We start from the raw sequence: 12,923 nt of genomic DNA on the forward strand, positions 1-12,923 counted from the left end.
TCCTCCCCGCGACCGACGCACCACCCACCTCCGACGCCGTCCCGTATGCCGGGGCGGCGTCGGAGCGTGTCGGCACCCCCGTGGGGGACAGCAAGATCGCGCCCTCGGCGAAAACCGGTGCCGCGCTGTCGGACCCGCGTGCGATGCTCGGGCCCGTGGAGACCAGGTCCGTCAGTCCCGTGTTCGTCGGCCGCGCAGACGAGCTCGACACCCTCAACGACGCGCTCGCCCGCGCCGCCGCCGGAGAGCCCCAGGCACTGCTGATCGGCGGTGAGGCCGGGGTCGGCAAGACGCGCCTCGTCGAGGAGTTCGCCACCACCGCCTGCGGCCGGGGCGCGGTCGTCGCGCTCGGCGGCTGTGTCGAGATCGGCGCCGACGGACTGCCCTTCGCCCCCTTCTCCACCGCCCTGCGCGCCCTGCGCCGCGCCCTGCCCGACGAGCTCGCCGCCGCGGCGGCCGGCCAGGAGGAGGAACTGGCCCGGCTCCTGCCCGAACTGGGCGAGGCCCCCGCCGGACGCCATGACGAGCAGAGCATGGCCCGCCTCTTCGAACTCACCGCCCGCCTCCTGGAACGCGTCGCCGCCGACCGCACGGTCGTCGTCGCCCTGGAGGACCTCCACTGGGCCGACGCCTCCACCCGGCACCTCCTCGCCTATCTGTTCCGCACCCTGCGCACCGGCCGCCTCGTCGTCGTCGCCACCTACCGCGCCGACGACATCCACCGCCGCCACCCGCTGCGCCCCCTGCTCGCCGAACTCGACCGGCTCCGCACCGTCCGCCGCCTCGAACTCGGCCGCTTCAACCGCACCGAGGTCGGCCGCCAGATCGCCGGCATCCTCGCCGCCGAACCCGACCCGGCCCAGGTCGACGAGATCTTCGAACGCTCCGACGGCAACGCCTTCTTCGTCGAGGAACTCGCCGTCGCCGCCCACGAGGGCTGCTGCACCGGCCTCACCGACTCCCTGCGCGACCTGCTCCTCGTACGGGTCGAAGGGCTGCCGGAGAGCGCCCAGCGGGTCGCCCGGATCGTCGCCGAAGGCGGCTCCACCGTCGAGTACCGGCTGATCGCCGCCGTCGCCCGGCTCGCCGAGGACGACCTCATCGAGGCCCTGCGCGCCGCCGTCAACGCCAGCATCCTCAGCGCCGCCCCGGACGGCGACGGCTACCGCTTCCGGCACTCCCTGGTCCGCGAGGCCGTCAGCGACGACCTGCTGCCCGGCGAACGCTCCCGCCTCAACCGCCGCTACGCCGAGGCCCTGGAGGCCGACCCGACCCTCGTCGCGGCCGACGCCCGGGTCATGCGGCTGGCCAGCTACTGGTACCACGCCCATGACGCCGCCAAGGCCCTGCCCGCCGTCCTGGACGCCTCCGTCATCGCCCGCCGCCGGCATGCCTTCTCCGAACAACTCCGGCTCCTGGAACGCGCGATGGAGCTGTGGGACACCGCCCCCGAGGACGTCCGGGCCGCCCTGCGCCCCGTCGACTACACCGAGGCCTTCCCGCCCTGCGGCTGCGACCCCGACACCACCCCGCTCCGCTATCTCGACCTGATGGCCGAGGCCGCCGTCGCCGGCCGGCTCGCCGGGGAGCGGGAACGCGCCCTGAAGATCACCAAACGGGCCCTGCACCTGCTGGAGGAAGAAGGCGACCCCGTGCGCGCCGCCTGGTTCTGGGTGATGCGCTCCCGGCTGGTGCAGGCCCTCGCGCGCGGCAACGGCTGGCAGGAGCTGGCCACCGCCCAGGACCTGGTCCGCGGACTGCCGCCCTCGGAAGTGCACGCCGACGTCCTCGCCCAGGTCGCCAACTGGTCCATGGTGCACGTCCCCGGCCCCGAGGCCTTCACGGCCGCCGAACGGGCCGTGGAGTACGCGCGCATGGTCGGCGCCCGCGAGATCGAGATGAGCGCCCGGCTCACCCTCGGCAGCCTCATCGTCCACTCCGGCGACCTCGAATCCGGCCTCAAGGAGATGTACGAGGTCAGGCGGCAGACCACCGAGAACGGCATGACCGCCATCGCCGCCCGCGTCTACGTCAACCTGCCCGACGCCCTCGAAGCCGTCGGCCGCTCCGCCGAAGCCGTGCCCATCCTGGAGGAAGGCGTCGCCCACACCCGGAAGTTCGGCCTCCTCGACAGCGAGGCCTGGGTCTGGGGCAACCTCGCCGAGTCCCTCTTCAGCCTCGGCCGCTGGGACGAGGCCGCCACGGCCGCCGGCAAGTCGGAACGCGTCGGCCAGAGCGCGATACCCCGCGGCTTCCACGCCACCCTGCGCGCCGAACTCGCCCTCGCCCGCGGCGACCTGGCCGAGTGCGCCCACCAACTCGCCGCGGCCCGCGGCCACTTCGGCACCCACGACCGGGCACCCCAGCACGAACTCCCCCTCGCCCGCATCACCATCGGCGCCACCGCGGCCGAAGGCCGCCTCCTGGACGCCCGGACCGCACTGCGCCGCGCCCTGGACGAGGGCTTCCCGCCCGACACCCAGCGCTACGCCTGGCCCCTGCTCCTGACCGCCGCCGTCGCGGAGGCCGACGCGCTCGGTCTGCCCGCCACCGAGACCGGCCGCGTCGAGGTCCTCCAGGACATCCGCACAGCCGCCAAGACCCTGGCCACCAACGTGCCCGTCTGGCACGCCTACGAGCACTGGGTCCGCGCCGAACTCCGGCGCGCCGAGGGGTACAGCGACCCCGACGACTGGGCCGCGGTCACCGCCGCCTTCGAAACCCTCGACCGCCCCTACGATCTCGCCCGCGTCCGCCACCGCCTCGCCGAGTCCCTCCTCTCCGTCGGTGGCGAGGACGAACGCGACCGCGCCACGGAACTGCTCCGCCTCGCCCACGCCGTCGCCGAGCACCTCGGTGCCCGTCCACTGGCCGACGCCGTGGCCCGGCTCGCCCAGCGCGCCCGCCTGGGCCTGACCCACGCCCCGAAGCAGCCCCCGGCCCCCGCCGACCAGGCCGAGGCGCTCGGCCTCACCGGCCGGGAACGCGACGTCCTGCGCTTGGTCTCCGCCGGCCGCACCAACCGGCAGATAGCCGAGGAGCTCTTCATCTCCCCGAAGACGGCCAGCGTCCATGTGTCGAACATCCTCGCCAAGCTCGGTGTCTCGGGGCGCGGCGAGGCGGCCGCGGTGGCCCATCGGCTGGGACTGTTCCACGCCGAGCGGCTCTCGAGTCGGACGGCGGGGTGACGTCTTACGCTGTAAGTGACGCCGGCCTAGGGAGGTCCTGTGTTCAACCCCTTCGAGGAGCTGTTCCAACCCGGTCGAAAGCACACCCGGGACGAACAGAACCGACTGGAACTCACCCGGGTCGATGTCGGTGACGGCGACCCGGGACACGGGCCGATAGACCTCTCGTCCGGGAAGGTCCTCATACGCCGACCGGACGCGGAGACGGAGGCACTGGAGGAGGTGCCCGAGGACGACTGAGGGCGCCTGCCCGCTCAGCTCACCGGCAGCTTCCGGCTCAGCTCACCTGTAGCTCCAGAATCCGGTCGTCCCCGTCCTTCGGGTTCCCCCGGCCGTCCGTGTTGCTGGTGACGAGCCACAGCTTGTCGCCGCCCGCCGACACCACCGTGCGCAGCCGGCCGTACTCGCCCTTCAGGAAGGACTGCGGGTCCGCGGAGGCCTCCGTGCCCTTCAACGGGATGCGCCACAGGCGCTGGCCCTTGAGACCGGCCATCCATATCGAGCCCTCGGCGTAGGCGATGCCGCTGGGGGAGGCGTCGTCCGTGGCCCACTGGGCTATCGGGTTGTGGAAGCGTGAGTCGTCCGACTTGCCCTCGGCCTCGGGCCAGCCGTAGTTGTCGCCCGGCTTGATCGCGTTCAGTTCGTCCCATGTGTCCTGGCCGAACTCCGAGGCGAAGAGCCGCTGTTCGGCGTCCCAGGCGAGGCCCTGCACATTGCGGTGGCCGTAGGAGTACACCGGGGAGTCGGGGAACGGGTTGCCCGGAGCCGGCTCGCCCTCCGGGGTGAGGCGCAGGATCTTGCCGCCGAGGGACTTCTTGTCCTGGGCCAGACCGGTGTTGCCGCTCTCGCCGGTGCCCGCGTAGAGCATCTTGTCGGGGCCGAAGGCGATCCGGCCGCCGTTGTGGATGAAACCCTTCGGGATGCCCTTGAAGACCGTGTCCGGTGCGCCGAGCTGCTCGCCGGACGGCTTCTTCTCCTCGTACAGCATGCGGACGATGCGGTTGTCGGAGGCCGAGGTGAAGTACGCGTAGACCATGTGGTCCGAGGCGTAGTCCGGGGAGAGGGCCAGGCCCAGGAGACCGCCCTCGCCCGCCGGGGACACCCCGGGGACCTCGCCGAGCTCCGTCTTCTTCCCGGTCTCCGCGTCGACCCGGATGATGGTCCCCTTGTCCCGGGAGGAGACCAGGAGGTCGCCGTCGGGCAGCGGGGCCAGGCCCCAGGGAGTGTCCAGGCCGGTGGCGACGGTGCGCAGCACCTTCGCCGTGCCCTGAGCGGGCGGTGTCTCCTCGGCGGCCTGCTGGGTGGGGGAGGACGCGGACTTCGACGTCGTACTCCCAGGCGTCGGACCGCCACCGGCAGGCCCCGCGCCGCCGTCGTCCGAGGAGCAGCCGGCCGTCAGCAGGAGTGTGGTCGCGGCCAACACGGCCGTCACAACTCGACGTTGCACGATCTGGTCCCTTCGACGCGGCGGGTTCTCCTTTTCATACACCGCTCGCGCCTCGCGAGTTCCCGATCTCCACGACCCGATGCACGAAGACCCCCACGACCCCAGGATCTCAGCCCCGGGCTTCTCGCGCCGGGCCTCTTGCGCCGGGCCCTTCGCGCCGGGCCTTTCGTGCCGGGCCTTTCGTGCCGGACCCTTCGCGCTGAGCCCCCTCGTGCCGGGCTTCTCGCGCCGAGCCCCGTCTCCCCGGGCTTCTCGCGCCGAGCCCCGTCTCCCCGGGCTTCTCGCGCCGAGCCCCGTCTCCCCGGGCTTCTCGCGCCGAGCCCCGTCTCCCCGGGCTTCTCGCGCCGAGCCCCGTCTCCCCGGGCTTCTCGCGCCGAGCCCCGTCTCCCCGGGCTTCTCGCGCCGAGCCCCGTCTCCCCGGGCTTCTCGCGCCGAGCCCCGTCTCCCCGGGCTTCTCGCGCCGAGCCCCGTCTCCCCGGGCTTCTCGCGCCGAGCCCCGTCTCCCCGGGCTTCTCGCGCCGAGCCCCGTCTCCCCGGGCTCCTCGCGCCGAGCCCCCTCGCCCCGGGCGTCCAGTCCTGCCGCCCAGGCGATGGCCTTGCCCACCGCGCCTCGCCCTCGTGCCGCGGACCTCAGTCCCCATGATCCGAACTCAGCGCCCCGCCGCGTCCCACGATCCCCGTGCTCCCGGCGTCGCCCCGTGCCCCCGGCGTCGCCCCCGTGCCATGGATCTCAGTCCCACGACCCGAGCGCGGCCGGCAGTTCCTTCACCTCTGTCAGGTCCTCGGCCGACAGTCGTAGTGCCGCCGCCCCGGCGTTCTCCCGCGCCCACCGCTCCTGCTTGGTGCCCGGCACGGGGATCACGTGGGGGCCCTGGGCCAATACCCACGCCAGGGCCACCTGGGCGGGCGTGACGTGCTCGCCGTGGCGGGTCGCCGTGCGGCGCAGGCCCGCGATGATCGGCTGGTTGGCGGCCATCATCTCCGCGGTGAAGCGGGGGTGCCGGGCGCGCAGGTCGTCCGGCTCGAAGCCCTCGCCGGGCGTCAGCGTGCCGGTCAGGAAGCCGTTGCCGAGCGGCATCGCCGCCAGGAAGCCGATGCCCCGGGCCTCGCACCACGGCAGCAGGGACTCCAGCGCCTCCGGCGACCACACCGACAGCTCCGCCTCCACCGCGCTCACCGGGAAGACCTGCTGCACCCGTGTCAGTTGCCTGATCGTCGCGTCGTAGAGATGAGCCCCGGAGCGGCGCCCGCCCCTCGCCCCCATCGCGCAGAAGCCCAGCGCCCGCACCTTCCCGGCCCGCACCAGCTCCGCCATCGCGCCCCAGGTCTCCTCGACCGGGACCTCGGGGTCCGCGCGGTGCAGTTGGTAGAGGTCGATGACATCGGTCTGCAGGCGCCGCAGTGAGGCGTCGCACGCCCGCTTCACGTATCCCGGGCGGCCGTTGGCCACGATGTGCTGCTCGCCCACCAGCAGGCCGACCTTGGTCGACACGAACGCGTCCGCGCGCCGCTCCTTCAACACCCGCCCCACCAGCAGCTCATTGGTGAACGGGCCGTACATGTCGGCCGTGTCCAGGAGCGTCGTGCCCGCGTCGAGCGCTGTGTGCACGGCCCGCAGTGACTCCTCGCCCCGCTGCCGTGACGCGCTGTAGGCCCAGCTCATCGGCATACAGCCGAGTCCGACGGCCCCCACCGCGAGTGCCCCCGCGCCGATCGTCCTGCGCTCCACCTGCTCGTGACCCTCCCTGTTCCGGCACCCCACAACCTAACCTCTGCGCCCTCACGCACCTGACATAGCCTCGTGACCATGAGCGCTGACGTGTGGCTTCCCATCCCGCCGGACGAGATCGCGGGTCTCCCCGCAGGCCCCAACTACCTGTTCTGGGACGGGGGTGAGACAGGGGAGCAGGAGTTCCCGGGCGACCCGGCCGACTGCGTCGTCTACGTCGTGCCGTACATGAAGCGGCAGCCCGTCAAGGTCCGCCCGCTGAAGGAGATGCGGAACCTCCAGCTCGTCCAGACGCTCACCGCCGGCGTCGACGACGTCATGGCACAGCTGTCCGACCTCGCCCCCGGCGTACGGCTGTGCAACGCGCGCGGAGTGCACGAGGCCAGCACCGCCGAGCTCGCCCTCACCCTGACCCTCGCCTCCCTGCGCGGCATCCCCGGCTTCGTACGGGCCCAGCAACAGGAGCACTGGCAGGGCGACTTCCACCCCGCCCTCGCCGACAAGAACGTGCTCATCGTCGGGTACGGCTCCATCGGCGCCGCGATCGAGGACCGGCTCGTGCCCTTCGAGGTCGCGCGGGTGGCGCGCGTCGCGCGCTCCGCGCGCACCACGGCGCGCGGACCGGTGCACCCGCTCACCGACCTGCCCGACCTGCTCCCCGACGCGGACGTCGTCATCCTCTCCACGCCGCTCGACGACTCCACGCGCGGCCTGGTGAACGCCGGGTTCCTGGCCCGGATGAAGGACGGGGCGCTCCTCGTGAACGTCGCGCGCGGAGGCGTCGTCGACACCGAGGCGCTCCTCGCCGAGCTGGAGACCGGTCGCCTCACCGCCGCCCTGGACGTGGTCGACCCCGAGCCCCTGCCCAAGGGGCACCCGCTCTGGCAGGCGCCCGGCGTGCTCATCAGCCCGCACGTCGGCGGGCCGACGTCCGCTTTCCTGCCGCGCGCAAAACGGTTGCTGGTGGATCAGTTGGGGCGTTTCGTGAACCAGGAGCCCCTGCGGAACGTGATCCTTACGACGGGTCCCACAAGGGCCTGAGCGCTCCGGGCAACAAGCGCGTAATCCGCTTCCGGTACCCTCCGCAACCTTCCGGACGCGGTCCGTGCACACAACGCCGCTGGTCGTCACGGAGCGTAGAGGAACTATGTCCCTGAGTGACGAGACTGGTGTATCGTCCCGACAGGGGCTGCGCCGCGCACCGTTCGGCGCCGGGGATGGACATTTCAGACTGTGAGGGGGGCGACGGGCGATGCACGGCCTATGGACGAACGATCCGACGCGGCGGGGCAGCCGGCGGCGACCCTGGCACACGGCCGCGCGCAGACGCGGTCACCACGGCAGCCACAACTGCCGGCACGGCCATCACCACCGCAGGCACAGCGGCCGCAAAAGGCATGCGCACCCAGCGACTCGGGAGCCACTGGACCCCGGGGCACAGCGGACCTGGAGGGTCCGGTGACCTCGCCGCCGCCCCCCACGACCACCCTCAACGGAGCGCTGCGGGACCGGCCTTCGCCAGGGGTGCTGCTGTCCCGCCCGCCGTCCGCAGGCGGTGGCGCGAGCCTGGTCCATCAACTCGTCCTGGCCCTGATCTGCGCGGGATACGCCGTCGGTTCCGCGCTCGGCTGGGGTTCGGACGAACTCGCCCTGATCATGGGCGACTTCGGGCTGAGCGCCGCGGCGGGCATCGCCGCCGTGTCCTGCTTCCTCTACGCCCGTCGACGCCGTATCCGCTTTCGACCGGCCTGGCTGCTGTTCGCGCTCTCCTCGGCCATGGCCTCCCTCGGCAACCTCGTCTGGGGGTGGTACGAGGTCGTCCTGGAGCGGCCCGTGCCGAGCCCGAGTTATGCCGACGGGTTCTTCCTGTGCTTCGCGCCGCCCGCCATCGTGGGCCTCCTGGTCCTCGCCAAGCGGCCGGTGACGAAGGCCGGTTGGGTCTGCCTCGCGCTCGACGCCTGGCTGATCGGCGGCTCGCTGCTCACACTGTCGTGGAGCCTCGCGCTCGCCCAGGCGGCGAAGTCCGAGGGGCCGAGCGTCGCGCACACCGCGCTGTCGCTGGCGTATCCGCTGCTCGACATCGCCCTGGTCAGCATGGTGCTCGCGCTGCACTTCCGGCGCTCGGCGGTGAACCGCTCCGCGGTCAACACCGCGATCGGCGCGCTCGCCCTGACCGTGATGTGCGACGCCCTGTTCACCTCGCCGCTGCTGCACAACGACTACCGCTCGGGCCAGCTGCTGGACGCGGGCTGGTTCGCCGGCTCGCTGCTCCTCGCCTACGCCCCCTGGGCCACGCCCCGGCACGGCCACCTGGACGACGAGCCGTACACGCGCGTGGTCCACGAACACCTGCCGAGGCAGCGCGGCGGCATCCACCACCACCCGCCCGCACCGGCGCCGGGAGGTGATCACAGCCGGTACCCGGCCGCCCGGCCCATCGCCGGCTCCCTGGCCGCCCTCACGCCCTACCTCGCCGCCGCCGTCTGCACCCTGGGCATCCTCTACAACGTGCTCAACGGCCGCAGCGTCGACCGCGTCGTCCTGCTCACCTGCGGCACCGTCGTCCTCGCCCTCGTGGTGCGCCAGGGCATCATGCTGCTCGACAACATCACCCTCACCCAGGAACTGGCCCAGAAGGAGAGCCACTTCCGCTCCCTGGTGCAGGGCTCCAGCGACGTCATCATGATCGCCGCGCCCAACGGCATCCTCCGATACGTCTCCCCGGCCGCCGCCGGGGTCTACGGACGCCCCGCCGAGGAACTGGTGGGTACGGAACTGGCCAATCTCATCCATCCCGAGGACCTGGGCTGCGTGGTGCACGAGGTGCGCCGCTTCCTCGCCGCCAGCCCGCTGGAGGAGCCCACCACCCGCATCGAGTGCCGCTTCAAGTCGGGCGACGGAGGCTGGCTCAACGTCGAGTCCACCGTCAACCGCCACCACGGCGGCCTCATCTTCAACAGCCGGGACGTGACCGAAAGAGTGCGCCTCCAGGCGCAGCTCCAGCACAACGCCGAGCACGACCCGCTCACCGACCTGCCCAACCGCGCCCTGTTCACCAAGCGCGTCCAGCAGGCGCTCTCCGGCCGGCGCTCCTCCGACCGCGGCACCGCCGTCCTCTTCATCGACCTCGACGGCTTCAAGGCCGTCAACGACACGATCGGGCACCAGGCCGGGGACGAGCTGCTCGTCCAGGCCGCCCGCAGACTCCAGGACGCGGTCCGGTACGGCGACACCGCCTCCCGGCTGGGCGGCGACGAGTTCGCGGCCCTGATCGTCGGCGACGGCACCCGCGACCGCTCCGCCAGGGAACGTCACATCCTGGAGCTCGCCGACCGCCTCAGGATCACGCTCTCCCAGCCCTACCTCATCGACGGCAACGATGTCCGGGTCGCCGCCTCCATCGGCGTCGCCTTCTCCGAGCCGGGCCTGGGCGCGGGTGAGATCCTGCGCAACGCCGACCTCGCGATGTACCGCGCGAAGTCGGCCGGAAAGGGCCGCGTCGAGATGTACGCGCCCCAGATGCAGCAGGACGTCGTACGCAAGGCGGAACTGGCCACCCGGCTGCGTGCCGCGCTGCACGACGGCGAGTTCGCGCTGCTGCACCAGCCGGTGGTGTGTCTGGAGGACGGCCGGATCACCTCGGTCGCCGCCCAGGCGCGCTGGCGTTCCTCGCAGGGTGTCCTGTTCACGCCCGCCGAGTTCCTGCGGGTCGCCGAGGACGGCGACAAGACCGCCGAGCTGGGCCGCTGGATGCTCGAAGAGGCGGTGGCGCAGGCCGCCGAGCGGACCGGGACCGGGGTGTCCGTGCCGGTGACGGTCCGGATGAGCGCCCGCCGGCTCCTGGACCGCTCGCTGCCGCCCGGCTCGATCGAGGCGCTGCTGACCCGGCACGGACTGCCGTCCGGATCGCTGATGATCGAGCTGTCCGAGACCGACCCCCGGGTCTCCCTGGACGAGCTGGAGCGCCGCCTGGCGGCCTTGCGCAGGCTCGGCGTCCGGATCGCGCTCGACGGGTTCGGCAGCGGCTACGCGGCCATCACGGCCCTGCGCAGACTCCCCGTGGACGTGCTCAAGCTCGACCGCAGCCTGGTCGACGGGGTCGTGGAGTCCGCGCGGCTGCACAAGATCACCAGCGGGCTGCTCAGGATCGCCGGTGACCTGGGATTGCAGTCCGTGGCCGACGGGGTGGACCTGCCGGAGCAGGTCGTGGCGCTGCGGGCGATGGGCTGCACGCACGGCCAGGGGATGGCGTTCTCGGGGCCGCTGGACGAGTACCGGCTGCGCCGGGCGCTCACTTCCGGCCACTTCCCGGTGCCGCACGGACCGGCCGAGCCGGCGTTCGCGGGCGGTGGCGCGGGGGTGTACACAAGTGGGGTCACCAGTGGTGTGTCGGCCGTCCTCGGGGGCGGTACCGCTGTCCTCGGAGGCGGAAGTGCCCTTCGCTCACATAATGAGACTCCCGTCCCACCCACTTGACACGTGGTGTGCGCCGGGGGGAGGGTCAGTGCCATGCGCACCCGAATTCTCGTACTTGGAAAGCGCGTCGGCTGAAGCTGAGCCCTCGACCGCTCAGCGACCACTCCCGGCGCGCTCCCCTCGCTTGCCTTCCGGCACGAGGGGTTTTTTGTTGCACAGGCACCGAGCGTAGAGCCGCTCAAACCGCACGAACCTCGCAAAAACCCTCAGCATCGAGAAGAGAATGACGATGACCGAGCAGGCCACCGGGGCCCACCATCCGCAGCCGCGGCCCCGATCCGGAGGACAGCAGTCCGCACCCGAGCACGTCACGGGTGCGAAGTCCCTCATCCGCTCTCTCGAGGAGGTCGGCGCCGAGACGGTATTCGGTATCCCCGGCGGTGCGATCCTTCCGGCGTACGACCCGCTGATGGACTCCACCCGCGTGCGTCACGTCCTGGTCCGCCACGAGCAGGGCGCCGGTCACGCGGCCACGGGTTACGCGCAGGCCACCGGCAAGGTCGGCGTCTGCATGGCGACCTCGGGCCCGGGCGCGACCAACCTGGTCACCCCGATCGCGGACGCCCACATGGACTCGGTGCCGCTCGTGGCGATCACCGGGCAGGTGGCCTCCAAGTCGATCGGCACGGACGCCTTCCAGGAGGCGGACATCGTCGGTATCACGATGCCGATCACCAAGCACAACTTCCTGGTCACCAAGGCCGAGGACATCCCGCGGACCATCGCGCAGGCGTTCCACATCGCCTCCACCGGCCGTCCCGGACCGGTCCTGGTCGACATCGCCAAGGACGCCCTCCAGGCGCAGACCACGTTCTCCTGGCCGCCGGTCATGGACCTCCCGGGCTACCGCCCGGTGACCAAGCCGCACGCCAAGCAGATCCGCGAGGCCGCCAAGCTCATCACGGCCGCCAAGCGGCCCGTCCTCTACGTCGGTGGCGGTGTCATCAAGGCACAGGCCACCACCGAGCTCAAGGTTCTCGCCGAGCTCACCGGAGCGCCCGTCACCACCACCCTGATGGCGCTCGGCGCATTCCCCGACAGCCACCCGCTGCACGTGGGAATGCCGGGCATGCACGGTGCGGTCACCGCCGTCACCGCGTTGCAGAAGGCCGACCTGATCGTCGCCCTCGGAGCCCGCTTCGACGACCGCGTCACCGGCAAGCTGGACAGCTTCGCCCCGTACGCCAAGATCGTCCACGCCGACATCGACCCCGCGGAGATCGGCAAGAACCGCGCCGCGGACGTGCCGATCGTCGGTGACGCCCGCGAGGTCATCGCCGACCTCGTCCAGGCCGTCCAGAAGGAGCACAGCGAGGGCCACCAGGGCGACTACACCGCCTGGTGGAAGGACCTCAACCGCTGGCGCGAGACCTACCCGCTGGGCTACGAGCAGCCGGAGAACGGCCAGCTCTCCCCGCAGCAGGTCATCCAGCGCATCGGCCAACTGGCCCCGGAGGGCACGATCTTCGCCGCGGGCGTCGGCCAGCACCAGATGTGGGCCGCGCACTACATCGAGTACGAGAAGCCCGCGACCTGGCTGAACTCCGGCGGCGCCGGAACCATGGGCTACGCGGTCCCGGCCGCGATGGGTGCCAAGGCCGGCGCCCCGGACCGGACGGTCTGGGCGATCGACGGCGACGGCTGCTTCCAGATGACCAACCAGGAGCTCACCACCTGCGCCCTGAACAACATCCCGATCAAGGTCGCCGTCATCAACAACGGCGCCCTCGGGATGGTCCGCCAGTGGCAGACCCTCTTCTACAACCAGCGGTACTCCAACACCGTGCTCCACAGCGGCCCCGAGGACGTCAACCCGAACGCCCGCGGCACCCGTGTCCCCGACTTCGTGAAGCTGTCGGAGGCCATGGGCTGCTACGCGATCCGCTGCGAGGACCCGGCCGACCTCGACAAGGTCATCGAAGAGGCGAACTCCATCAACGACCGCCCGGTCGTCATCGACTTCATCGTCCACGAGGACGCCATGGTGTGGCCGATGGTCGCCGCCGGCACCTCCAACGACGAGATCATGGCCGCCCGGGACGTCCGCCCCGACTTCGGCGACAGCGAAGACGACTGAGCGAGA

7 protein-coding genes are annotated in these 12,923 nt (G+C 71.9%); 5 read left to right on the forward strand and 2 right to left on the reverse strand.

All coding sequences use genetic code 11. The annotated features are described in order from the left end of the window. Positions 1-143 precede the first annotated feature (143 nt). Together EJC51_RS33690 and EJC51_RS33695 are read left to right on the forward strand one after the other, a co-directional pair. The gene (locus tag EJC51_RS33690) at positions 144-3,188 is read left to right on the forward strand and encodes a helix-turn-helix transcriptional regulator (protein ID WP_126277240.1); all 3,045 of its coding nucleotides are present in this window, start codon (positions 144-146) and stop codon (positions 3,186-3,188) included. Between the two features lie 39 nt (positions 3,189-3,227). Then, a complete protein-coding gene (locus EJC51_RS33695; RefSeq protein ID WP_126274511.1) occupies positions 3,228-3,428 on the forward strand; it encodes a DUF6191 domain-containing protein in 201 nt (66 codons plus the stop codon). A 37-nt stretch (positions 3,429-3,465) separates the two neighbouring features. Here EJC51_RS33695 and EJC51_RS33700 read toward each other — a convergent pair whose 3' ends face one another. After that, positions 3,466-4,635 (reverse strand): PQQ-dependent sugar dehydrogenase, encoded by a 1,170-nt coding sequence (locus EJC51_RS33700; RefSeq protein ID WP_425276815.1) that lies wholly within the window; start codon positions 4,633-4,635, stop codon positions 3,466-3,468. A 730-nt stretch (positions 4,636-5,365) separates the two neighbouring features. Then, complete coding sequence (locus EJC51_RS33705; protein WP_126274512.1) at positions 5,366-6,364, reverse strand: aldo/keto reductase; 999 nt, start codon at positions 6,362-6,364, stop codon at positions 5,366-5,368. A 78-nt stretch (positions 6,365-6,442) separates the two neighbouring features. Between EJC51_RS33705 and EJC51_RS33710 the strand changes: the two genes are divergently transcribed. The 3 genes from EJC51_RS33710 to EJC51_RS33720 all read left to right on the forward strand — a co-directional run bounded on the left by EJC51_RS33710 (position 6,443) and on the right by EJC51_RS33720 (position 12,917). Continuing rightward, positions 6,443-7,405, forward strand: a complete 963-nt coding sequence (locus EJC51_RS33710) for a 2-hydroxyacid dehydrogenase (RefSeq protein WP_208870759.1) — start codon at positions 6,443-6,445, stop codon at positions 7,403-7,405. Positions 7,406-7,822: 417 nt separating this feature from the next. Beyond that, positions 7,823-10,840, forward strand: coding sequence for a putative bifunctional diguanylate cyclase/phosphodiesterase (locus tag EJC51_RS33715; protein WP_166682930.1), 3,018 nt, complete (start codon positions 7,823-7,825; stop codon positions 10,838-10,840). Between the two features lie 223 nt (positions 10,841-11,063). Further along, a complete protein-coding gene (locus EJC51_RS33720) occupies positions 11,064-12,917 on the forward strand; it encodes an acetolactate synthase large subunit (protein ID WP_126274514.1) in 1,854 nt (617 codons plus the stop codon). The last annotated feature ends 6 nt before the right edge of the window (positions 12,918-12,923 follow it).

The sequence above is a fragment of the Streptomyces aquilus genome (genome assembly GCF_003955715.1).
In the GTDB taxonomy this organism is placed as follows: Bacteria; Actinomycetota; Actinomycetes; order Streptomycetales; family Streptomycetaceae; genus Streptomyces; species Streptomyces aquilus.